The sequence below is a fragment of the Pseudomonas sp. SWRI18 genome, assembly GCF_014268345.1.
Taxonomy (GTDB): Bacteria; Pseudomonadota; Gammaproteobacteria; order Pseudomonadales; family Pseudomonadaceae; genus Aquipseudomonas; species Aquipseudomonas cedrina.
The window spans coordinates 1-23,040 of record NZ_JACCQQ010000024.1 but is presented as its reverse complement, the minus strand read 5'-3'; the positions used below and the strand labels follow the sequence as shown (position 1 = coordinate 23,040).

The following is a 23,040-nucleotide window of genomic DNA, read 5'->3' as shown; positions in this document are numbered from 1 at the left end:
GTCATTTGATCAGTAACCGTGAAATTCCCGGGTCTTCTGGTACTTGTGGAAATCGATCCACTCCACCACGTCGTAAGGCAGGTAAAGCTGTACCCTGGCGCGGGAAATGGCGATGTACACCGCGCAAAGCCGCTGATCGAACGCGTAGGCATCCTTGAACTTCACGTTGGTCAGCAGCTCAGGTGTGAGGAGCACCCGATCGAATTCCATGCCGCCCGCCTCTTGCGCCTGCATCAGCAGACAGCGTTTGCCGGGGACACCGCTCAGCCGGTTCAAACGGGTGATGTCCGCGACGTTGAAGCCTTTTTCGAGCTCACTTTCAACCCATAGGAACGACTCGTCGAACTGGTTGGCATCGCGTACCTGTTGCCAGTCGTCCATGTCGCTGAAATACGGATGTGGCCCGTTTTCGTTGTGCTCGTTGCTGTAGAACTGCGGCTTGAACAAGGCGATGACGCTAGTCATGAAGCGCTGCAGATCCTGCTGCGCCGTGCTGTCGGGAAAACCGAACGGGCAGTTGGCCTGCTGCAACTGGATGGCCCATTTCATGGTGTCCCAATGCGACGCGGTCAACACCACGCAGCCTTCCGGCGGCACGAAGCCCCGGGGGTAATGTTCGATGCCGACGTCGGCATCCCGGGCGCCTTCGAACGGCGTCTTGCACTTTTGCGAGTGCACGCTGATCAGCGGGTTGACCAGGCGCTCGACGTTGCGCCCTGAGCGCACGGAATAACTGATATCGGTGTGCCGGACTTCGCGCTTTCTCCTGACCATCACCCCACTGGCCAACTGGTACTCGTCACCAAGGGTGACCAACACCTGGCGGCCGCGCTCGATGATCTGCAACAAAGACGGCGGGATGTCCTGGCTTTCATCGATCAATACGTGGGTGTAACGGGGCGGCACCACGCAGCCTTCGAGGCTCGCGCGCTTGATCAGCAGCAGCGCCGCGAAGGCAGTCTGGCCAGCCCATTGCGGATTGGCCTCCAGGTAAGTCCACACGCGGCTGGAGTACTCCAGCAACACTTGGGCCTCCACGTTCGATAGCGGTTGCTTGAAATGCGGCAAATGCCTGGCCGACAAGCTGTGATGGTTGGAGTGGCAATAACGCTCGAGCACTTTCAGGCAGATAGCCAGCGTCGCCGGGCCATCGTGAGTTCGCCAGCCGTGGATATCCAGGGCCTGCGCCACCTCATTCTTGCCCGGCATTCGGGCCGGCGCGTGTGGCGCGGGTTGGCGTGGCCCTTGCAGCAGCGCCTTGGCGAAGGCCGCAAAGGTTGAGCCGGCCTTGCTGTCTTGCGCCAAGCCCATGCGTTCACGCAGCGTCGCCAGCTTGGCTCCGGTGCGGGCCAGCACCAGGGTCTGGGCGGGCCGCAGGCACTCCATCAAGGCGCCCAGCAGATGGCTCTTGCCGATGCCGGCATAGCCTTGCACATGCAGGTCTTCGTTGAGGTTGGCGCGAAAGGTGCGCACCAACTTGTCCTGGGCCGGGCTGAGCCAGCGTTCGCGGTGCCGTGGGGTGACCATCTGCTGACTGAACGGGTCATTGCTGCGCAGGTGGCGAACCTTGTAGCCGATATCCCATTTGCCTGTAGGCAGCAGGTAATCGCGCGCCGCGACTTCTTCGGCCGACAGCAGGCGCAGGTTCACATTTTTGAGTGCATTGAAACCGAAGTACAACTTGCGCGGATCAAACAGCCGCTGGGCTTCGGACAGCAACGTCGCGGCACCTGATGGCGCGGTGTCCACCGCCCAGCCGATCAGCTTGGCCAGAACGCGCTCGGCGCCAGCGCAGGTCAGGTCCTTTTCCTCAGCCTGGGCCAGGTTCTGAATGACCAGTACCGCGGCCAGTTCCGGATCCGTCAGACCGACAAGGGCCTTGGCGCCATCCTCGCCGAGCAGCGCCGTGCAGGTTTCATCCGTGACGGGCAGGAAGACGGGGCTGGCTAAATCAAAATGTTCCGGTTGCATAGTTCCTCGCAGCCAGGGGCCGACGTATGTTGCGGGAGTCAGGCATTATCGCGGCTGTTCAGCTCGAATCGATATTCGCCCAACGAGCCCGACATACCGCCGCGACTCGCTTGAGCCCCAGGCGCCATCGCATTGATCTGTTGCTGGAGTTCGAAGACGGCCATGTCAAGCAGCCTGCGCAAGTCTTCGACACTCTGCGCCGCCACATTCAGTTGCAGCGTGCAGGCGCCCGTGAGCGGTGGCGCAGCCTGCTCGGCGCCTGGCGGGGGGTCATCGTTCACCTCCGCCGCGCGGATCATCTCAGCCTGGCTGAGGATCTCGGCGTGCTCGTCGTCCATGAGGTCCAGCACCCTCGACAACTCCAGGGTCTGTTCGGGGTGCGATTGGATACGGTCCTTGATCTCCAGGCGCCGCATCTGCCACTCGCGCAGTTTTTCACGGGTGAGGTCGTCCACTTTTTCCACGGTACTGTCTCCGAATGCCGGGCACTGGAGTATGCCGCTATGGACCGCCCGATGGCAGATGGCGTGAATGCATTTTGTGAATTGAATTTGAAGGAGGTGTTGCAAGGAAGAGCGCTATGGAGGCAACCCCACCAGCCACACCCCGGCACACAATGTTCCCGCTGTGGCTGCTGCCTTCCGGCTCTGACCAGGTTCACGGGTAATCGTTGCGGGGGGACCGATGGGGTCACCATAACGACGCCTGCCTCTCGGCAAGCGGGGCCATTGTACCGATCTCATCGGAAGTTACAACCGTTGGCGCTGGATTAAAAATATGAGGGGGCTCAAGCACTTGTTAAGGCTCTGTAGTGAGCGGGCTTGCCCCGCGCCGGGGGAGCGAAGCCGCCCCAATAAAGACACCTGGGTGCTCCAGTTAAAACCGAGTCGCCCCCCAGCGCGGGGCAAGCCCGCTCACTACAGTCGATCACCGGGTACTGGTCACTGCGCCTGTATCACCTCATCCGCGCGGCCGCCCTCCTCCTGAATCACCAAGTGAATGAAGTGCAGCTTGGCGACGACCGCCGGTGGCAGCACGAAGGGGTAAAAGTCCGGTTGGCCCATGCTGCGCGACAGTTCGTTGAGCATGCCGGCCAGTTCGATCCAGGCGTTGACGAACGACAGGAACGCGACACCGCCGGGGTGTTCGGGGTCGTAGAGCGTGCCGAGCGGGAATGGCGGGTAGTCCAGGTCCATCGAGCGGGCGCTCATGCCGAAGCCCAGGGCCGTGTCGACGGCGTCCATCATGTGCAGGTAATGGGCCCAGGTTTCGGCCCAGTCTTCCCAGGGGTGCATGGTGGCGTAGGCGCTGACGCAGGTTTGCTGCCAGTCGGGGCGCGGGCCGTTCTGATAGTGCTGGTCGAGGGCGTCGGCGTAGCTGGCGCGTTCGTCGCCGAACAGGCTGCGAAACGGTTCGAGCCAGTGGGTATTGGCGATCAGGCGGTCCCAATAGTAGTGGCCGACTTCATGACGGAAATGCCCGAGCAGGGTGCGATAGGGTTCGCGCATCTGTACGCGGACCTTCTCGCGGTGGGCATCGTCGGCTTCCTTGATATCAAGGGTGATCAGGCCATTGGCGTGGCCGGTCATGGGGGCGTTGCCTTCCAGATCGATACCGACGAAGTCGAAGGCCAGGCCGTTGTTCTCGTCGACGCTCTTGGGCACCACGTTCAGGCCCAGGGCGACCAGCTGCGCGACCAGGCGGCGCTTGGCGGTCTCGACCTTGCGCCAGCGCTCGTGGTTTTCCGCGATCGACAGATCGGGAATGGTGCGGTTCAGGCTGCACGCGACGCACAGCGGTGCCGTGCTGTGGGCCGGGATCAGCCAGTTGCAGGCGGCCGGGGTGTCAAGATTGGCGCAGCGGCGGAAGGTGCCGGCGTCGAGGTTGTCGTCCTGCAGCCAAGTACCTTCGACCGGGCCGGGCTGCAGGGAGGACAAGCGGCTTTGTTGCGGCAGGTAGCCCAGCAACGCCTGGCAGGCCAGGCACTGGCTGTTGCGAAAGAACAGGGACTGCCCGCAACGGCATTGCCACACCTTGCTGTCGCGAGACGTGCCGGCGACGAAAGGTGCAGCGATGCGCGAACTGAGTTGCTCGAAGTAGCGGAACATGGCGATCTCTCCCTGGGTGACTGAGACTAGATCATTTCCCTCTCAAGATCGTTCCCACGCTCCGCGCATAGGGACCGAGCACGTGTAGTGAGCGGGCTTGCCCCGCGCTGGGTGGCGAAGCCACCCCAACCGGAACGCCGCAGTGTGCCAGGTAAAACCAGGCGGCCTGGTTTTGGGGCGGCTTCGCCACCCAGCGCGGGGCAAGCCCGCTCACTACATGTGGATAATCAGATGGGGATATTGTGCTTGGCCAAGAACGCCACGAAGGCCTCTTCGTCCAACACCTTCACGCCCAACTCGCTGGCCTTGGCCAGTTTCGAACCCGCCCCCGGCCCGGCCACCACGCAGTGGGTTTTTGCCGACACGGAGCCGGCCACCTTGGCCCCCAGGCTTTCGAGCTTGTCCTTGGCCACGTCGCGGCTCATCAGTTCCAGGGAGCCGGTGAGTACCCAGGTGTGCCCCGCCTCGGGCAAGCCTTCGACCACCTTTTTCTCGCTCAGCCAATGCATGCCGAAGTCCTTGAGCTGCTGCTCGATGGCCAGGGCACGGTTGGCGTTGTCCTCATTATCGAAGAACTCGCGCACGGCCTTGGCCTGTTTTTCGGGCAACGCCTGGCGCATATCCAGCCAGTCGGCCGCTATCACGCCTTCGAGGGTGACGAATTTGTCCGCCAGCTTCTGCGCAGCGCCCGGGCCGACGCTCGGCACATGCAATTTATCGAGCAGACCGCCCAAGGTGGTGCTGGCGGCGAATTCCGCGCTCAGGTCGCCCTGCTCCTGCAATTGCAGGCCACATTCCTGCGGCGACAGCAACGCGCCGATCACATCCTGGTTATGGCTGTCTTCAAAAAAACTGTGGATCTCGTGCGCCACTTCCAGGCCCACGTCAGGCAAGTAGGTCAGCACCTCCGGCAAAGCCTTCTGCACCCGCTCCAGGGAAGCCAGGGAGCGCGCCAGCACCTTGGCGGTCTCCTCGCCCACGTCGGGGATGCCCAGCGCGTAGATAAAGCGCGCCAGGGTCGGCGTCTTGCTGTTGTCGATGGAGGCGATCAATTTTTTGCTGGAGATATCGGCAAAGCCTTCCAGGTCGATGATCTGCTCATACTTGAGTTTGTAGAGATCGGCCGGCGAGCCGATGAGTTTTTCATCCACCAGTTGCTCGATGGTCTTGTCGCCCAGGCCGTCGATGTCCATGGCGCGGCGCGAGACAAAATGGATGATCGCCTGCTTGAGCTGGGCACCACAGGCCAGGCGGCCGACGCAGCGGTACACCGCGCCTTCGCTGACGGTTTCCTTGCCCTTGCTGCGTTTGACCAGCTGCGTGCGTTCCACTTGGGAACCGCACACCGGGCAACGCTCGGGGACCTGCACCGCACGGGCGTTTTCCGGGCGGCGCTCGGGCACCACGGCGACCACTTGCGGGATCACATCACCGGCACGGCGAATGATCACGGTGTCGCCGATCATCAAGCCCAGGCGCGCCACTTCGTCCATATTGTGCAAGGTGGCGTTGGCAACCGTCACACCCGCGACCTTGACCGGCTTGAGGCGCGCCACCGGAGTGACGGCGCCGGTGCGGCCGACCTGGAATTCCACGTCGAGCAGCTCGGTCAGCTCTTCCATCGCCGGGAATTTATGCGCAATGGCCCAGCGCGGTTCGCGCGCACGAAAGCCCAGTTCACGCTGCGAGGCAATGCTGTTGACCTTGAACACCACGCCGTCGATTTCATAGCCCAGGCTGTTACGCCGCTCGCCGATATCGCGGTAGTAATCCAGGCATTCCTGAATGCCCTTGGCCAGCCTCAGTTCATGGCTGATGGGCATGCCCCACTGCTGCAACTGCTTCAGGTTGCCGATGTGGGTGTCGCTGATATCCGCCGTCACCTGGCCGATGCCATAGCAGCAGAATTCCAGCGGGCGGCTGGCGGTAATCTTCGAGTCCAACTGGCGCAGGCTGCCGGCGGCGGCGTTGCGCGGGTTGGCGAAGGTCTTGCCGCCGACTTCCAGTTGCGAGGCGTTGAGCCGTTCAAAACCAGCCTTGGACATGAACACTTCGCCGCGCACTTCGAGCGTCGCCGGCCAGCCGCTGCCGTGCAGCTTCAGCGGAATATTGCGCACGGTGCGCACGTTGACGCTGATGTCTTCGCCGGTGGTACCGTCGCCACGGGTGGCGCCGCGTACCAGCTCGCCGTCCTGATACAGCAGGCTGACCGCCAGGCCGTCCAGCTTCGGTTCGCAGCTGTACTCCACCGCCGCGCCACCCCCAAACAGGTCGCCCACCGGCAGGTCGAGGCCTTCGGTGACCCGGCGGTCAAACTCAAGCATGGTGGTCTCATCAAACGCGTTGCCCAGGCTGAGCATGGGGATTTCGTGCCTGACTTGGGTGAACGCAGACAACGCCGCGCTGCCGACCCGCTGCGTCGGCGAATCGCGCGTGACCAGTTCCGGGTGCTCGGCCTCCAGGGCCTTGAGCTCGTGGAACAGCCGGTCGTACTCGGCGTCCGGAATGCTCGGCTCGTCGAGGACGTGGTAACGGTAGTTGTGCTGATCCAGTTCAGCGCGCAGTTCGAGGATGCGGGTGTGGGCGGCGGTCATGGTGTTCTCTCAAAAAGCAAAAGAGCAGCCGAAGCTGCTCAAATGGTAGTGCGCTTATTCTATCCGACAACGCCGAGGTGCAATCCTCAGCGTTTTTGTGTCAGGGCGCGACGCTCGAACTCGACGATGCGCTGACGGTAATGTTCGATGGTCTGGGCAGTGAGGACGCTGCGCTGATCGTCCTTGAGCTCGCCATTGAGTTCTTGGGACAGCTTGCGCGCCGCGGCCACCATCACGTCGAATGCCTGCTTGGGGTGACGCGGGCCGGGCAGACCCAGGAAGAAACTCACTGCCGGCGTGCTGAACAGGTCGATATCGTCCAGGTCGAAGGTGCCCGGCTTGACCGCGTTGGCCATGGAAAACAGCACTTCGCCATTACCGGCCATGCTTTCGTGACGGTGGAAGATGTCCATCTCGCCAAAACGCAGGCCGCTTTCCAGAATGTTCTGCAACAGGGCCGGGCCCTTGAACCCGGCGGCGTCGCGGCAGATCACGCTGATCACCAACACTTCCTCGGCGGCAGGCTGATCGTTGACCGATTGGCGCGGCGCGTTCTTGCCGGCGTTTTCATCCGGGAAATCATCGTCGCGGCTGCTGAAGCTCGGGCCTTCATCGACGTCGAGGTTCAGGTCGCCCTGATGCGGCTCGGCGCCAGCGGTGCTGCCACGCTTGCCACGCTTGGACGACGGCTCGCGGGCTTCACGCAACGGCGCGCTCATGGACGGCAAGTCATGCTCGTCCAACTGCGGCTCCTTATGGGTGTCCAGCACACGGGGCGGCCCCAGCAGCTCGGCGCTGCCGTCGTCGTCGGGCAAGTTGGACAGGTTGCGGTCCAGACGGAATTTGAGCTTGCCCTTGCCACCGCGCATGCGGCGCCAGCCATCAAAAAGAATACCGGCAATGACAATAATGCCGATGACGATCAGCCACTCGCGCAGACCGATTTCCATGTAATCCCGTGCCTCTAATAAAAAATGCTGAAAAATAAGGGGTTTAGCTCTGTGCAAACCGCTTTAAAACGTGGCGCCAACTCTATGTTCTGACTGACGTTTTGCCCACGCATACGAAAATTTGACATTAAACTAGCACGACCAAAGATAACTTTACACCGTCTGTCAAAATGCCTTGAACAAATATGTCCATTTGCCACTTTCACTGGGGTGGTAAAGCGTCTTACCGCACGCTATGAAAATTCGCTGCGGGCAGGGTTCAAGACTCCACCATCGCCATCGCTTCTTCCACATCCACCGCCACCAAACGCGAACAGCCCGGTTCATGCATCGTGACCCCCATCAACTGATCAGCCATTTCCATGGCGATCTTGTTGTGGGTGATATAGATGAACTGCACGGTCTGGGACATCTCCTTGACCAGGCGCGCATAGCGTCCAACGTTAGCGTCATCCAGCGGGGCGTCCACTTCATCGAGCATGCAGAACGGCGCCGGGTTCAGCTTGAAGATGGCAAATACCAGGGCCAATGCGGTCAGGGCTTTTTCGCCGCCGGACAACAAATGGATGGTGCTGTTCTTCTTGCCCGGCGGCCGCGCCATGATCGTCACCCCTGTATCGAGTAGATCTTCGCCCGTCAGTTCCAAGTAAGCGCTGCCACCGCCGAAAACTTTTGGGAATAAGGCCTGTAAACCGCCATTAATCTGATCAAAGGTATCTTTGAAGCGGTTGCGGGTTTCCTTGTCGATCTTGCGGATCACGTTTTCCAGGGTGTCCAGGGCTTCCACCAGGTCGGCGTTCTGGGCATCCAGGTAACGTTTGCGTTCCGATTGCTGCTGGTACTCGTCGATGGCCGCCAAGTTGATCGCGCCAAGCCGCTGGATACGTGCGGCAATGCGTTCGAGCTCTTCTTCGGCGTCTTTTTCATTGGCCTCGGCGGTCAAGGTATTGAGCACGCCGTGCAGGTCGTAGCCATCTTCCAGCAACTGGTCCTGCAGGGTTTTGCGGCGCACGGTCAGGGCTTGCCATTCCATGCGTTGTTGCTCGAGCTGGCCGCGAATCAATTGGGATTGCTGCTCGGCCTGGGTCCGGCGTTTTTCGGCGTCACGCAATTCGCGGTCGGCGTCTTCCAGGGCGACCTGCGCGGTCTTGAGTTCTTCGTCGACGGTCATGCGTTTGTCGAGCAACTCTTCGAGCTTGAGGCGCAACTCTTCCAGCGGCGCTTCGCCCTCTTCCAGGTTGAGGCTCAGTTGCTCGCGTTTTTCGGTGAGGCGTTCGGACTGCATCTCCAGGCGCTCGAGGGCCTGGGCCGTGGAGCTGTGCTGGGCACGCAGGGAGCCGAGGCGCACCGCCAACTGGTGCGCATGGTCCTTGTGCTGGCGGGCTTCCTGGCGCACGCGGTCGAGGCGCTCGCGCAGGCTGTCGCGCTGGGCCAACAGCAGTTCGCGCTGCTCGGTGTCCAGCGCCATGCTGTCGAGGGCCTCCTGCAACTGCAGGCGCGCTTCGCCGATCTGTTCGTGTTCCAGCGCGCGCTGCTCGCCCATTTCAGCGACTTCTTCGTCGAGACGGGTGCGGCGCAAGGTCAATTGCTCGGCCTTGGCTTTGCTCGCCGAGAGCTGAGCCTTCAATTCGCCTTGCTGGCGCGCTTCGTCCTGCAACAGGCGGCGCAGGTGTTCGCGGCCGGTCTCTTGCTGGCGCTGGGTGGCGCGCAAGGTTTGCAGTTCGGTTTCCAGGCTTTCGAGGGTCGCCTCGCGCTCTTCACGTTCGGCGCTGAGGTTGACGATTTCCTGGCCACGGGCCAATACGCCGCTTTCGGCTTCACTGGCGCGGCGAACGCGCAGGAAGTGGCGGCCGACCCAGAAGCCGTCGCGGCTGATCAGGCTCTCACCGGCGCCCAGTTGACCGCGCTGGGCCAAGGCCTGCTCAAGTGATTCGACCGGCTTGACCTGGCCCAGCCACGGCGCCAGGTCAATCGCCGCCTCGACCTTGTCCAGCAGGCTGCCCGGCACACGCGCGCCATCGGCGGCGGGGCTGAGTAAACGCAAGTCGCCCTGGGCAAAACCCGCCAGGTCGAAGCCGCCAAAATCGTCCACCAGCACCGCTTGCAGATCGGCGCCGAGGACGGTTTCGACCGCCAGTTCCCAACCTGCTTCCACCTTCAAGCCTTCGGCCAAACGCGGGCGCTCGGCCAGGTGCTGATCGCGCAGCCATTCGGCCGTACCAGTGCCGGGATCGAGCGCGGCTTGCTGCAAGGCTTCAAGGGAGGCCAGGCGACCATTGAGCCGCTGCAAATCGCCCTGGGCCTGCTGCTGCGCCTGGGTCGCCTGTTGCAGTTGCTGACGCAATTGCTCCAGGCGCTCCACTTGTTGCTCTTCGCTGGCTTCCAACTCTTCGAGCGTCATTTCGCTCTCGGCCAGTTGCTCGCTCAGCTCCAGGATCGCCGCGTCTTCCGGGTCGGCGGCGAGCAACACGCGCTCTTCCTGCAGACGGCGCTGGCGCTCGGCCAGGCGCTCCATGCTGGTTTCCAGCTGCTGGATACGCGACTGCTGCACCTCCGCCTGGCGACGTGGCTCGGCGGATTGCAGGTTGAAGGCATCCCACTGCTCCTGCCACGCGTGCATGGTGGTTTCGGCTTCTTCCAGGGCGGCGGCGGCCTCTTCGGCGGCGGCGCTGGTGATTTCCTGTTCGGGGGTGAGCATGTCCAGCTCTTCGCCGAGGGTCAGCAGCAAGGTGCGGTCATGGCCCAGGTGCGATTCGGTCTCCAGGCGTGCGCGTTCGGCTTCCTTCAAGTCATCCTGCAACTGGCGCAGGCGCTGCTGGCCATGCTGGATGCTCTGTTCCACGCGGGCGATATCGCCGCCCACCGAATAGAACCGGCCTTGCACCAGATTAAAGCGTTCCGACAAATCGTGGTGCCCGTCACGCAGGCGCTCGATGCTGGCGTCGGCGTTGCGCTGTTCGGCCACCAATGCTTCAAAGCTGATTTCCTGGGTGCCGATGATCGCTTCGCGCTGGCCGACCTGGTCATTCAGCGCCTGCCAGCGCAGGGCCGACAGTTGCGCCTTGAGCTGGCGCTCTTCGCCCTTGTATTCCTGATATTTCTCGGCGGCCTGGGCCTGGCGGTGCAGGCGCTCCAACTGGCGCTCCAGCTCTTCGCGCAGGTCGGTGAGGCGGGCGAGGTTCTCGTGGGTGCGGCGGATGCGGTTTTCGGTCTCGCGGCGGCGCTCCTTGTATTTGGAAATGCCGGCGGCTTCTTCGATAAAGTTGCGCAGGTCTTCGGGCTTGGCTTCGATCAGCTTGGAGATCATGCCCTGCTCGATGATCGAATAGCTGCGCGGGCCTAAGCCTGTGCCGAGGAAAATATCGGTGATGTCGCGACGCCGGCACTTGGTGCCGTTGAGGAAGTAACTGTTCTGGCTGTCGCGCGTGACTTTGCGGCGGATGGAGATTTCCGCGTAGGCGGCGTATTCGCCGACCAGGGTGCCGTCAGAGTTGTCGAACACCAGTTCGATGCTGGCCTGGCTGACCGGCTTGCGGCTGGTGGAGCCGTTGAAGATGACATCGGTCATCGACTCGCCGCGCAGGTTTTTTGCCGAGCTCTCGCCCATCACCCAACGGACGGCGTCGATGATATTCGACTTGCCGCAGCCATTGGGCCCGACCACCGCCGCCATGTTACTGGGGAAGTTCACCGTGGTCGGATCGACGAAGGATTTGAACCCCGCCAGTTTGATGCACTTGAGCCGCACGTTTAGGCGTCCGCCAGCGCGGCGATGACCAGCGAGCTGCTGCGCTGGCAGTAGGCCGACAGCACCTGGCGAATCTGTACCAGGTCACGGGCCAATACGGCGGCGAGCAGTTGTTCGAACAGCGCCAGGTATTCGCTCATCGACGCCTTGCGTTGATCCAGGGCCAGGTAATAGGCGCGGTTCATCGCCGGCTGCAGGTTCTCGACGGTCTCCTGCAGATACGGGTTGTTGGCGAAGGGGTAAGCGGCGCGCATCACGTTGAAGCTTTCTTCAACGAAGGCGCGGATGTCTTCGCGCTCATAGCTGACCTGCAGGCGCTGCTGGATCTGCAGGAACGGCGCCATGTCCGCCTGGCTCTGCCAGCCTTCGGCGACCGCATTGCCGAGCAGGATGTACATTTCGCCCATCAAGGTGCACAGGCTCTGCACTTTGTGCGCCGTCAGCTCGGTAACGTGGGCGCCACGGCGCGGCAGGATCGCGATCAAGTGACGACGTTCGAGGATCAACAGGGCTTCGCGCACGGAACCACGGCTGACATTGAGTGCCAGCGTGACCTTTTGCTCCTGGATCCGCTCCCCAGGCTTGAGATCGCCGCGAATGATGCGTTCGGCGAGGTGGTGAGCGATTTGCTCGGCGAGACTGTCCGGCGCCTTGAACGTCATGTTTTCCCTTCAAAATCTTCTATCGGTACAAGCGCGGCAGTGTAGCGCATTGGCCCGCTGATGGCGCTACGCCCACGGTGGCGAATTTGGCACGGAATAAGCAACGCTTGCCGTGTGTCAGCCTGCAAAAACACCGGTTTCAGAAGACTGGACCATAATTGAAAGTGTTGTAACTGCAATTTCTTGACCTTCTGGTCAGAAAATCGTTGACCGAAAAGTCAGACATGACTAGATTCGGCGCAAAGCGGTTAACAACAATAATGAGTCTGCGAGGCCTTCCGTGATCCAGTTTTTACTCAACCAGGAACTCCGTAGCGAGCACGCCCTGGACCCCAACCTGACCGTGCTCAATTATCTGCGCGAACACCTGGGCAAACCCGGTACCAAAGAAGGCTGCGCCAGCGGCGACTGCGGCGCGTGCACCGTGGTAGTCGGCGAGCTGCACACCAATGCCCAGGGCGCCGAGCAGATCCGTTATCGCAGCCTCAATTCGTGCCTGACCTTTGTTTCGTCGTTGCACGGCAAGCAACTGATCAGCGTCGAAGACCTCAAGCACCAGGGCCAACTGCACAGCGTGCAACAGGCCATGGTCGAATGCCACGGCTCGCAATGCGGTTTTTGCACCCCAGGTTTTGTGATGTCGCTGTTCGCCCTGCAAAAGAACAGCGACGCACCCGATAGCCAGAAAGCCCATGAAGCCCTGGCCGGCAACCTGTGCCGTTGCACCGGTTATCGTCCGATCCTCGCCGCCGCCGAGCAGGCCTGCTGCAACAAGCCGCAAGACCAGTTCGACAGCCGCCAGGCCGACACCATCGCCCGCCTCAAAGCCATCGCGCCGACGCAAACCGGCGAACTCAACAGCGGCGACAAACGCTGCTTGGTGCCCCTGACCGTCGCCGACCTGGCCGACCTCTACGACGCCTACCCCCAAGCCCGGCTGCTGGCGGGCGGCACCGACCTGGCGCTGGAAGTCACCCAGTTCCACCGCACGCTGCCGGTGATGATCTACGTCGGCAACATTGCGGACATGAAGCGCATCGACGATTTCGATGACCGCCTGGAAATCGGCGCCGCCACCGCCCTCTCCGACTGCTACACCGCGCTGCACCAAGCCTACCCGGACTTCGGCGAGCTGCTGCAGCGCTTCGCCTCCCTGCAGATCCGCAACCAGGGCACGCTCGGCGGCAATATCGGCAACGCCTCGCCGATCGGCGATTCGCCGCCGCTGCTGATCGCCCTCGGTGCGCAGATCGTGCTGTGCAAGGGCGAAACCCGGCGCACCCTGGCCCTGGAGGACTACTTCATCGACTACCGCGTCACCGCGCGCCAGGACAGCGAGTTCATCGAGAAGATCATCGTGCCGAAGGGCCACGCGTTGTTTCGCGCCTACAAGGTTTCCAAGCGCCTGGACGACGATATTTCCGCCGTTTGCGCCGCTTTCAACTTGAAGCTCGACAACGGTGTGATCCGTGAGGCGCGCGTCGCCTTCGGCGGCATGGCCGCCACGCCAAAACGCGCCAGACACTGCGAAACGGTATTGATTGGCGCCACCTGGAATGCCGCCACCGTCGAGCAAGCCTGCGCCGCGCTGGCCGAGGATTTCACCCCGCTTTCGGACTTCCGCGCCAGCAAGGAGTACCGCCTGCTCAGCGCGCAGAACCTGCTGCGCAAATACTTCATCGAACTGCAAACGCCGCATATCGAGACTCGGGTGACCGCTTATGTCTAACCATCACGCCGTGGTAAAAACCCAGGCCGAGCTGGCCGAGCTGTTCGCCCAGGACCTGACCTCCGGGGTCGGCCGCAGCGTCAAGCATGACAGCGCCGCCAAGCACGTCAGCGGTGAGGCGCAGTACATCGACGACCGCCTCGAATTCCCCAACCAGCTGCACCTGTATGCGCGCCTGTCCGACCGCGCCCACGCGAAAATCCTCAGCATCGACACCGCGCCCTGCTACGCTTTCGACGGCGTGCGCATCGTGATTACCCACGCAGACGTACCGGGTTTGAAAGACATCGGCCCGCTGCTGCCCGGCGATCCGTTGCTGGCCATCGATACCGTGCAGTTCGTCGGCCAGGTGGTGCTGGCGGTGGCTGCCCGCGACCTGGAAACCGCGCGCAAGGCAGCGATGGCGGCGGTGATCGAATATGAAGACCTGGAACCGGTGCTCGATGTGGTCCAGGCCTACCGCAACAAGCATTTCGTGCTCGACAGCCACACCCACCAGCGCGGTGATTCGGCCGGCGCGTTGGCAACGGCAAAAAATCGCATCCAGGGCACGCTGCACATCGGCGGCCAGGAACACTTCTACCTGGAAACCCAGATCTCCTCGGTGATGCCCACCGAAGACGGCGGCATGATCGTCTACTGCTCCACGCAGAACCCCACCGAAATACAAAAACTGGTGGCCGAAGTGCTCGACGTGTCGATGAACAAGATCGTCGTGGACATGCGCCGCATGGGCGGCGGTTTCGGCGGCAAGGAAACCCAGGCCGCCAGCCCGGCGTGCCTGTGCGCCGTAGTCGCGCGCCTCACCGGCCAGCCGACCAAGATGCGCCTCCCGCGTGTGGAAGACATGCTGATGACCGGCAAGCGCCACCCCTTCTATATCGAATACGACGTGGGTTTCGACGACAGCGGGCGCCTGCACGGGATCAATCTGGAACTGGCGGGTAACTGCGGCTGTTCGCCGGACCTGTCCAACTCGATTGTCGACCGTGCGATGTTCCACGCCGACAATTCGTATTACCTGGGCGATGCGACGGTGAACGGCCATCGCTGCAAGACCAACACCGCGTCCAACACGGCCTATCGCGGCTTCGGCGGCCCGCAAGGCATGGTCGCCATCGAGGAAGTGATGGATGCCATCGCCCGCCACCTGGCGCTGGACCCGCTGGCCGTGCGCAAAGCCAATTACTATGGCAAAACCGAGCGCAACGTCACCCATTACTACCAGACCGTCGAGCACAACCTGCTCGAAGAGATGACCGCCGAACTGGAAGCCAGCAGCCAATATGCCGAGCGCCGCGAAGCGATTCGCCTGTACAACGCCCACAGCCCGATCCTGAAAAAAGGCCTGGCGCTGACGCCGGTCAAATTCGGCATTTCGTTTACCGCCAGCTTTCTCAACCAGGCCGGTGCGCTGATCCACATCTACACCGACGGCAGCATCCACCTCAACCACGGCGGCACCGAGATGGGCCAGGGTTTGAACACCAAGGTGGCGCAAGTGGTGGCCGAAGTGTTTCAGGTGGACATCGACCGCGTACAGATCACGGCGACCAACACCGATAAAGTCCCGAACACCTCGCCGACCGCCGCCTCCAGCGGCGCCGACCTGAACGGCAAGGCCGCGCAGAACGCCGCCGAAACCATCAAGCAGCGCCTGGTGGAATTCGCCGCGCGCAAGTACGAAGTGAGTGAAGCCGATGTGCAGTTCCGCAACGGCCATGTGCGCGTGCGTGAGCAGATCCTGACCTTTGAGGCGCTGATCCAGCAGGCGTATTTCGCCCAGGTCTCGTTGTCGAGCACCGGGTTCTACAAGACCCCGAAGATCTTCTACGACCGCAGCCAGTCGCGCGGAAGGCCGTTCTACTACTTCGCGTTCGGCGCGGCCTGCTGCGAAGTGATCGTCGACACCCTGACCGGCGAATACAAGATGCTGCGCACCGACATCCTCCACGACGTGGGCGCCTCGCTGAACCCGGCCATCGACATCGGCCAGGTGGAAGGCGGGTTTATCCAGGGCATGGGCTGGCTGACCATGGAAGAGCTGGTGTGGAATGACAAAGGCAAGCTGATGACCAACGGCCCTGCCAGTTACAAGATCCCGGCCGTGGCCGACATGCCGCTGGACCTGCGGGTGAAGCTGGTGGAGAACCGCAAGAACCCGGAAGACACGGTGTTCCATTCCAAGGCTGTGGGCGAGCCGCCGTTCATGCTCGGGATTGCGTCGTGGTGCGCGATCAAGGATGCGGTGGCGAGTTTGGGTGACTATCGTCATCAGCCCAGGATCGATGCGCCGGCGACGCCGGAGCGGGTGTTGTGGGGGTGTGAGCAGATGCGCAAGTTGCAAACGGTGAAGGCGGCTGAAACCGAGATGGCTTCGCTCTAGACCGAGGCGCTGCCTTCGCAGGCAAGCCAGCTCCCACAGGGGAACGCATTCCGAGTGTGGGAGCTGGCTTGCCTGGATAGCGGCCGAACTGACAACAGAGATGTTGAGGTAGACATGAACAACTGGATCAGTGCCCTAGCCCAGCTGCAAGACAGCGGCGAACCCTGCGTACTCGTCACCATCATCGAAGAACTCGGCTCCACGCCGCGCAACGCCGGTTCCAAGATGGTGATCAGCGCCGCGCAGGCCTTCGACACCATCGGCGGCGGCCACTTGGAATACAAGGCGATGCAGATCGCCCGCGAGATGCTCGCCCGTGGCCAGCGCAACACCCATCTGGAGCGCTTCAGCCTCGGCGCCAGCCTGGGCCAGTGCTGCGGTGGCGTGACCGTATTGCTGTTCGAACCCATGGGCCAGATGCAGGCGCAGATCGCGGTGTTTGGCGCCGGCCATGTCGGCCGCGCGCTGGTGCCGTTGCTGGCGAGCCTGCCATGCCGGGTGCGCTGGATCGATTCGCGCGAACAGGAGTTTCCGGAACATATCCCACAGGGCGTGCGTAAAATCGTCAGCGAAGAGCCGGTCGACGAAATTGCCGACCTGCCGGCGGGCAGTTACTGCATCGTAATGACCCACAATCACGCGCTGGACCTGGAACTCAGCGCTGCCCTGCTCAAGCGCAATGACTTCGCCTACTTCGGCCTGATCGGCTCGAAAACCAAACGGGTCAAGTTCGAACATCGCCTGCGGGATCGCGGCTTCGATGCCGCGCAATTGCAACGCATGCGCTGCCCCATGGGCCTGGGCGAGGTGAAGGGCAAATTGCCAGTGGAAATCGCCATCTCCATCGCCGGCGAAATCATCGCCACCTATAACGCCCATTTCGGCCAGCACACCGCGGGCGCCGAGCCTATTGCCAAACTGCTGCCGGCTTCGCGTCGCAGCCAAGCCATCTGAATTGAGAAGACCATGCCTTTGACTCGCAAAGCCTACCGTGCCGCCATTCTGCACAGCATCGCCGACCCCGCTGAAGAGGGTATCGAAGCGTCCTATGAGTATTTCGCAGATGGTTTGCTGGTGATCGAGAACGGCCAGATCAGCGCTGTCGGCCATGCCGGGGATTTGCTGCCGACCCTGCCTGCCGATATCGACATCACCCATTACCAGGACGCGCTGATCACGCCCGGCCTGATCGATACCCACATTCACCTGCCGCAGACCGGCATGGTCGGCGCCTATGGCGAGCAGTTGCTGGACTGGCTCAACACCTACACCTTCCCCTGCGAGAGCCAGTTCGCCGACAAGGCCCACGCCGAGGAAGTCGCGGATATTTTCATCAAGGAACTGCTGCGCAACGGCACCACCACCGCACTGGTGTTCGGCAGTGTGCATCCGCAGTCGGTCAACGCGTTTTTTGAAGCGGCCGAGAAGCTCGACCTGCGCATGATCGCCGGCAAAGTGATGATGGACCGCAACGCGCCGGACTACCTGACCGACACCGCCGAATCCGGCTACCAGCAGAGCAAGGCGCTGATCGAGCGCTGGCACGGCAAGGGCCGCCTGCACTACGCGGTCACGCCACGCTTTGCGCCGACCAGCACGCCGGAGCAATTGGCGCTGGCCGGGCAACTGCTGGGCGAATATCCAGATTTGTACCTGCAGACCCACATCAGCGAGAACAAGCAGGAAATCGAGTGGGTAAAAGCGCTGTTTCCGGAGCGCAACGGTTACCTGGATGTATACGACCATTACAAGTTGCTGGGCGAGCGCTCGGTGTTTGCCCACGGCGTGCACCTGTGTGATGAAGAGTGCGCGCGGCTGGCAGAGACGGGTTCGGCGGTCGCGTTCTGCCCCACCTCAAACCTGTTCCTGGGCAGCGGTTTGTTCAACCTGCCGATGGCCGAGAAGCACAAACTGAATGTGGGCCTGGGCACCGACGTCGGCGGCGGCACCAGTTTCTCGCTGCTGCAAACCCTGAACGAAGCCTACAAGGTCATGCAGTTACAGGGCGCGCGGTTGAGCCCATTCAAGTCGCTGTATCTGGCGACACTGGGCGGCGCGCGGGCGCTGCGGCTGGAGGACAAGATCGGCACGTTGCAGCCGGGGACGGAGGCGGACTTTTTGGTGCTGGACTACAATGCCACGCCGCTGCTGAGCTATCGCTTGAAGCAGGCCAAGGATATTGCCGAGACGTTGTTTGTATTGATGACGCTGGGGGATGATCGAACGGTGATGCAGACGTATGCGGCGGGGCAATTGGTGCACCAGCGCTAATATTAGTCACCACACAAAACCAAATGTGGGAGCGGGCTTGCTCGCGAATGCGGTGGATCAGTCAATGAATCTGGTGACTGATGCACCGCATTCGCGAGCAAGCCCGCTCCCACATTTTTAATTCCGGGTGAGCCTGGGAAATTACAGTTTGACCGAAGAGCGCCCCGGCTTCTTGGTCTGCAACAAATGCGAAAACACCGCGTGCAAATCATCCGACGCGCTTTCCTCATCGAGGTTGAGCTTGCTGTCGATATGATCCATGTGATGCATCATCAAATTCACCGCCAGAGTCGCGTCCCGCGCTTCGATCGCATCGATCAACTGGGTGTGTTCATCGTAGGAACAGTGCGAGCGGTTGCCGCTTTCGTACTGGGCGATGATCAATGAGGTCTGGGACACCAGGCTGCGCTGGAAACTGATCAGCGGCGCGTTTTTCGCCGCTTCGGCCAGCTTGAGGTGGAACTCGCCGGAGAGACGGATGCCGGCACCGCGATCGCCACGGGAAAAACTGTCGCGTTCGTCGTTGACCATCTGGCGCAGTTCGGCCAGTTGCTCGGCAGTGGCATGTTGCACCGCCAGCTCGGTAATCGCCCGTTCCACCAGGCGCCGCGCAAGGAACACTTGGCGTGCTTCCTCGACACTCGGGCTGGCCACCACCGCGCCGCGATTGGGCCGTAGCAGCACCACGCCTTCATGGGCCAGGCGCGACAGCGCGCGGCGAATGATGGTGCGGCTGACGCCGAAAATTTCACCCAGCGCCTCTTCACTCAATTTGGTACCGGGCGCCAGGCGTTGTTCGAGAATCGCCTCGAAGATATGCGCGTAGACGATATCGTCCTGGGTTCCGCTGCGAGCGGCCTTGCCGGCTCGCGGTTGTTTCTTGAGAGGTTGCAACTGTTCGTTCATGGGCACTCGGGTTTGGAGAACGGCGGCGAATTAACGGTAATACAGTGACTTTACGGTAATACGGCAACAGCGGGTCGCTGGCAAGTATCACCTGAAAACACGGCACATTGTACACAACCGCATGCGCCAACACACTGTACGGCTGTTTGCGCCGGCGGCTGTATTGCAATGAGTCGTCAGGTTTGAGTTTAGGCTTGAATCCGCGCCGTCACCGGCTAACACCCAGGTAAAAGGAACACCTCTGCATGACCGATTCCCCCCAAACGCCTTTGCGTCCGCTGGCCGATACTTCGTTTGCGGCCGTCGTCGCCGGTTTTATCGCCATGATGACCGGCTACACCAGCTCCCTGGTGCTGATGTTCCAGGCAGGCCAGGCGGCGGGTTTGACCACGGCGCAGATTTCTTCGTGGATCTGGGCCCTGTCCATCGGCATGGCGGTGTGCAGCATTGGCTTGTCCCTGCGCTATCGCACGCCGATTACCATTGCCTGGTCGACGCCGGGCGCAGCGCTGCTGATCACCAGCCTTGGCGGTGTGAGTTATGGCGAGGCCATCGGGGCCTACATCACCTGTGCGGCGCTGGTGACGATTTGCGGGTTGACCGGCAGCTTTGAAAAACTCGTCAAGCGCATTCCCGCATCACTGGCCGCCGCCTTGCTCGCCGGGATCCTGTTCAAGATCGGCAGCGAGATCTTCGTCGCCGCGCAACACCGTACCGCCCTGGTGCTGGGCATGTTCTTCACCTACCTGATCATCAAACGGTTGTCGCCGCGTTATGCGGTGCTGGCCGCGCTGGTGATCGGCACCGCACTGTCCGGGTTGATGGGGCTGCTGGACTTCAGCGGTTTTCACCTGGAAGTGGCGACGCCGGTCTGGACCACGCCGCATTTCTCGTTGGCGGCAACCATCAGCATCGGCATTCCGTTGTTTGTCGTGGCGATGACCTCGCAGAACATGCCCGGCGTCGCGGTCCTGCGGGCCGACGGTTACAGCGTGCCCGCCTCGCCCCTGATCACCGCCACCGGCCTGGCGTCGCTGGTGCTGTCGCCGTTTGGCTCCCACGGGATCAACCTGGCCGCAATCAGCGCGGCGATCTGCACCGGGCCCCATGCCCATGAGGACCGCAACAAGCGCTACACCGCCGCCGTGTGGTGCGGGGTGTTCTACGGGATTGCCGGGGTATTCGGCGCGACATTGGCGGCCTTGTTCGCAGCCTTGCCCAAGGAACTGGTGCTGTCGATTGCAGCCCTGGCGCTGTTTGGCTCGATCATCAATGGCCTGAGCATCGCCATGAATGAACCGAAGGAACGGGAAGCGGCGCTGATCACCTTCATGGTCACCGCGTCTGGCTTGACGCTGTTTTCCATCGGATCGGCGTTCTGGGGGATTGTGGCGGGGGTGTTGACGCTGCTGATTCTGAATGGACGCAAGGCATAAAAAAACGGCGACCCTGTTCAGGTCGCCGTTTTTTTCAGTATCACTTGGCCGCGTTGATCGGCTTTTCCGGATACCACACGTCCAGCAACGGGCTGACTTCAGCCTTGGTCAGCTCGGAACGGGTTTTCAGCCAGGCTTCAACAGCCGCGCGCTGCTCTTCGGAGACCGAGCCACGCTTCTGCAGGCAAACCAGACCGTAGTCATCGCCGCCGACGTAGCCCAGGCCATTGGCTTCCATGGCTTCTTTGATGAATGCTTCGAGGAAAGCGTCGATAGCTTCTTCACTCAGGCCTTCTTTGAAGTCCAGGTTCAGTTCGAAACCCAGCTCTTGAAATTCATCAACGCACAGTTTTTTGCGCAGACGCTGGGAACGGTTAGTCGCCATTGGAACAATCCTCATAAGTAATAACGGGCGGCACTTTAGCAGTTTAAGACGGCGATTGCCCGACTCTCTGGGACAGGCGGCACCATGCCGGCAAAAAAAACGCCGATTACCCGCTATGGTTCAGCTACAAGTGGCGCCACCTTGGGGCATAATGCCGACACTTTCATGACCATTGAGGGATTTTCTTCTTTACCCCTCACTTTTTTCACCCTCCTCTGCAGTAGGGTTTTACCTCTTATGATCAAATCTTTGCGTTCCGTATTTTTCGCCGGTCTTATCCTGCCCTTGGCCTTTTCCGCCACCGCTGCCCCCGTCAACACCACCTTGCCGCCGAATGTGCAGCAGGCACTCACTAAAGCCAAACTGCAAAACACTGCGCTGTCCCTGGTGATGATCCCGTTGAATGGCCCGGGCACGCCCACCGTATTCAATGCCGACGTCTCGGTGAACCCGGCGTCCACCATGAAGCTGGTCACCACCTACGCGGCCCTGGAAATGCTCGGCCCCAACCACCAGTGGAAAACCGAGTTCTACACCGATGGCACCCTCAGCGGTGGCGTGTTGCATGGCAACCTGTACCTCAAGGGTGGCGGCGATCCCAAGCTGAACATGGAAAAACTCTGGCTGCTGATGCGCGACCTGCGGGCCAATGGTGTGCAGCAAGTCACCGGCGACCTGGTGCTCGACCGTGGCTTCTTCATGCAACCGCAACTGCCCGAATTCAACGACGATGGCAACGACGAGAACAAGCCGTTCCTGGTCAAGCCGGACGCGCTGCTGGTCAACCTCAAGGCCTTGCGTTTCGTGACGCGCAATGACTCGGGCCGGGTGCTGGTGTCGGTTGAGCCGCCGATTGCCAGCATCCGCATCGACAACCAGGTCAAGGTCTCCAACGCCAAGCAGTGCACCGGTGACGTGCGCTACAACCCGGTCACTGCCGCCGATGGCAGCGTGACCGTAACCGTCAGCGGCCAATTGGCCGAAGGCTGCAGTTCGCAGACCTATCTGTCGTTGCTGGACCATGCCACCTATACCGCCGGTGCGGTCCGGGCGATCTGGCAGGAGCTGGGCGGTACCATCCAGGGCCGTAACCTGCAGGCGCCTGTGCCAAAAGACGCCAAAGTGCTGGCCCGGGCGTTCTCGCCGGACCTGGCGGAGATCATCCGCGACATCAACAAATACAGTAACAACACCATGGCCCAACAGCTGTTCCTGAGCCTGGGTGCGCAGTTTCGCAACGATGCCGATGGCGACGATGCCAAGGCAGCGCAACGCGTGGTGCGCCAGTGGCTGGCGAAGAAAGGGATCACCGCGCCGCATTTGGTGATGGAGAACGGCTCGGGCTTGTCACGCGCCGAACGGGTCAGCGCCCGCGAGATGGCCGCGATGCTGCAAGCCGCCTGGCATAGTCCCTACGCCGCCGAATATATCAGCTCGATGCCCATCGCCGGCACCGACGGCACCATGCGCAAACGCCTGAAAACCACCGCCATGCGCGGCGAAGCCCACGTCAAGACCGGCACCTTGAACACCGTGCGCGCCATCGCCGGGTTCAGTCGCGACAACAACGGCAACACCTGGGCGGTGGTGGCGATCCTCAACGATCCGAAGCCATGGGGCGCTTCGTCGGTGCTGGATCAGGTGCTGCTGGACCTGTATCGCCAGCCGAAGTTGGCGGCGGTTGCGCCGGTGCTCTGAAAGGGCTTCACCCCTGCACGAGTGGGCTTGTGTGGGAGCGGGCTTGCCCGCGATGGCCATGGGTATCTACACAACTTTCAACGGTGTGTGGCGAGGAGCTTGCTTGGCGGCCTTAGAGCCGACCGGTATTGATGTCGAACTCGGTTCAAAATGTGGGAGCTGTCGAGCCCCAGCGAGGCTGCGAAGGCGGCGGCAC

The 23,040-nt window shown here is 61.7% G+C and carries 15 protein-coding genes and 1 other RNA gene; 6 read left to right on the top strand and 10 right to left on the bottom strand.

The features are described 5' to 3' along the window. Positions 1 to 9: 9 nt before the first annotated feature. The 8 genes from H0Z09_RS22610 to H0Z09_RS22575 form a co-directional block, all read right to left on the bottom strand. Positions 10 to 1,971, bottom strand: coding sequence for an AAA family ATPase (locus tag H0Z09_RS22610; RefSeq protein ID WP_186693631.1), 1,962 nt, complete (start codon positions 1,969 to 1,971; stop codon positions 10 to 12). 38 nt (positions 1,972 to 2,009) lie between these two features. Further along, positions 2,010 to 2,435, bottom strand: a complete 426-nt coding sequence (locus H0Z09_RS22605; RefSeq protein ID WP_186693629.1) for a hypothetical protein — start codon at positions 2,433 to 2,435, stop codon at positions 2,010 to 2,012. A gap of 126 nt (positions 2,436 to 2,561) precedes the next feature. After that, positions 2,562 to 2,658: signal recognition particle sRNA small type (gene ffs, locus H0Z09_RS22600), an RNA gene on the bottom strand. A gap of 254 nt (positions 2,659 to 2,912) precedes the next feature. After that, the gene (locus tag H0Z09_RS22595; RefSeq protein WP_186693627.1) at positions 2,913 to 4,079 is read right to left on the bottom strand and encodes a putative zinc-binding peptidase; all 1,167 of its coding nucleotides are present in this window, start codon (positions 4,077 to 4,079) and stop codon (positions 2,913 to 2,915) included. A 227-nt stretch (positions 4,080 to 4,306) separates the two neighbouring features. Beyond that, positions 4,307 to 6,673 (bottom strand): NAD-dependent DNA ligase LigA, encoded by a 2,367-nt coding sequence (gene ligA / locus H0Z09_RS22590; RefSeq protein ID WP_186693625.1) that lies wholly within the window; start codon positions 6,671 to 6,673, stop codon positions 4,307 to 4,309. Between the two features lie 86 nt (positions 6,674 to 6,759). After that, a complete protein-coding gene (gene zipA / locus H0Z09_RS22585) occupies positions 6,760 to 7,623 on the bottom strand; it encodes a cell division protein ZipA (RefSeq protein WP_076949480.1) in 864 nt (287 codons plus the stop codon). A 259-nt stretch (positions 7,624 to 7,882) separates the two neighbouring features. Next, positions 7,883 to 11,371 (bottom strand): chromosome segregation protein SMC, encoded by a 3,489-nt coding sequence (gene smc / locus H0Z09_RS22580; protein WP_186693623.1) that lies wholly within the window; start codon positions 11,369 to 11,371, stop codon positions 7,883 to 7,885. Positions 11,372 to 11,373: 2 nt separating this feature from the next. Next, positions 11,374 to 12,033 (bottom strand): GntR family transcriptional regulator, encoded by a 660-nt coding sequence (locus H0Z09_RS22575; protein ID WP_076949482.1) that lies wholly within the window; start codon positions 12,031 to 12,033, stop codon positions 11,374 to 11,376. Between the two features lie 280 nt (positions 12,034 to 12,313). On the opposite strand from H0Z09_RS22575, the gene xdhA reads away from it, so the two are divergent. From xdhA to guaD, 4 genes are all read left to right on the top strand, one after another. Then, positions 12,314 to 13,762: a xanthine dehydrogenase small subunit gene (gene xdhA / locus H0Z09_RS22570; protein ID WP_186693621.1), complete on the top strand. Its 1,449-nt coding sequence runs from the start codon at positions 12,314 to 12,316 to the stop codon at positions 13,760 to 13,762. Further along, a complete protein-coding gene (xdhB, locus tag H0Z09_RS22565) occupies positions 13,755 to 16,148 on the top strand; it encodes a xanthine dehydrogenase molybdopterin binding subunit (protein ID WP_186693619.1) in 2,394 nt (797 codons plus the stop codon). Before xdhA ends, xdhB begins: the two co-directional genes overlap by 8 nt. Before the next feature lie 114 nt (positions 16,149 to 16,262). Next, positions 16,263 to 17,102, top strand: a complete 840-nt coding sequence (gene xdhC, locus H0Z09_RS22560; protein WP_186693617.1) for a xanthine dehydrogenase accessory protein XdhC — start codon at positions 16,263 to 16,265, stop codon at positions 17,100 to 17,102. A gap of 12 nt (positions 17,103 to 17,114) precedes the next feature. After that, a complete protein-coding gene (gene guaD, locus H0Z09_RS22555; RefSeq protein WP_186693616.1) occupies positions 17,115 to 18,419 on the top strand; it encodes a guanine deaminase in 1,305 nt (434 codons plus the stop codon). Between the two features lie 141 nt (positions 18,420 to 18,560). On the opposite strand, the gene H0Z09_RS22550 is transcribed toward guaD, so the two are convergent. After that, positions 18,561 to 19,325 (bottom strand): GntR family transcriptional regulator, encoded by a 765-nt coding sequence (locus tag H0Z09_RS22550; protein ID WP_076949487.1) that lies wholly within the window; start codon positions 19,323 to 19,325, stop codon positions 18,561 to 18,563. A gap of 245 nt (positions 19,326 to 19,570) precedes the next feature. Here H0Z09_RS22550 and H0Z09_RS22545 point away from each other — a divergent pair, with 245 nt between their 5' ends. Then, positions 19,571 to 20,761 (top strand): benzoate/H(+) symporter BenE family transporter, encoded by a 1,191-nt coding sequence (locus tag H0Z09_RS22545; protein WP_186693615.1) that lies wholly within the window; start codon positions 19,571 to 19,573, stop codon positions 20,759 to 20,761. Positions 20,762 to 20,801: 40 nt separating this feature from the next. Here H0Z09_RS22545 and H0Z09_RS22540 read toward each other — a convergent pair whose 3' ends face one another. After that, a complete protein-coding gene (locus H0Z09_RS22540; protein WP_010208515.1) occupies positions 20,802 to 21,146 on the bottom strand; it encodes a YggL family protein in 345 nt (114 codons plus the stop codon). Positions 21,147 to 21,383: 237 nt separating this feature from the next. Between H0Z09_RS22540 and dacB the strand changes: the two genes are divergently transcribed. Beyond that, positions 21,384 to 22,844 carry a D-alanyl-D-alanine carboxypeptidase/D-alanyl-D-alanine-endopeptidase gene (gene dacB / locus H0Z09_RS22535; protein WP_076949489.1) on the top strand — a complete coding sequence of 487 codons (1,461 nt, stop codon included), beginning with the start codon at positions 21,384 to 21,386 and terminating at the stop codon, positions 22,842 to 22,844. Positions 22,845 to 23,040: the final 196 nt, after the last annotated feature.

What these genes read in the sequence shown, in the direction of transcription:
- H0Z09_RS22610 (WP_186693631.1), bottom strand. Translation starts at nt 1,971, where the DNA reads ATGCAACCGGAACATTTTGATTTAGCCAGCCCCGTCTTCCTGCCCGTC.
- H0Z09_RS22595 (WP_186693627.1), bottom strand. Translation starts at nt 4,079, where the DNA reads ATGTTCCGCTACTTCGAGCAACTCAGTTCGCGCATCGCTGCACCTTTC.
- ligA (WP_186693625.1), bottom strand. Translation starts at nt 6,673, where the DNA reads ATGACCGCCGCCCACACCCGCATCCTCGAACTGCGCGCTGAACTGGAT.
- zipA (WP_076949480.1), bottom strand. Translation starts at nt 7,623, where the DNA reads ATGGAAATCGGTCTGCGCGAGTGGCTGATCGTCATCGGCATTATTGTC.
- H0Z09_RS22575 (WP_076949482.1), bottom strand. Translation starts at nt 12,033, where the DNA reads ATGACGTTCAAGGCGCCGGACAGTCTCGCCGAGCAAATCGCTCACCAC.
- xdhB (WP_186693619.1), top strand. Translation starts at nt 13,755, where the DNA reads ATGTCTAACCATCACGCCGTGGTAAAAACCCAGGCCGAGCTGGCCGAG.
- xdhC (WP_186693617.1), top strand. Translation starts at nt 16,263, where the DNA reads ATGAACAACTGGATCAGTGCCCTAGCCCAGCTGCAAGACAGCGGCGAA.
- guaD (WP_186693616.1), top strand. Translation starts at nt 17,115, where the DNA reads ATGCCTTTGACTCGCAAAGCCTACCGTGCCGCCATTCTGCACAGCATC.
- H0Z09_RS22550 (WP_076949487.1), bottom strand. Translation starts at nt 19,325, where the DNA reads ATGAACGAACAGTTGCAACCTCTCAAGAAACAACCGCGAGCCGGCAAG.
- H0Z09_RS22545 (WP_186693615.1), top strand. Translation starts at nt 19,571, where the DNA reads ATGACCGATTCCCCCCAAACGCCTTTGCGTCCGCTGGCCGATACTTCG.
- H0Z09_RS22540 (WP_010208515.1), bottom strand. Translation starts at nt 21,146, where the DNA reads ATGGCGACTAACCGTTCCCAGCGTCTGCGCAAAAAACTGTGCGTTGAT.
- dacB (WP_076949489.1), top strand. Translation starts at nt 21,384, where the DNA reads ATGATCAAATCTTTGCGTTCCGTATTTTTCGCCGGTCTTATCCTGCCC.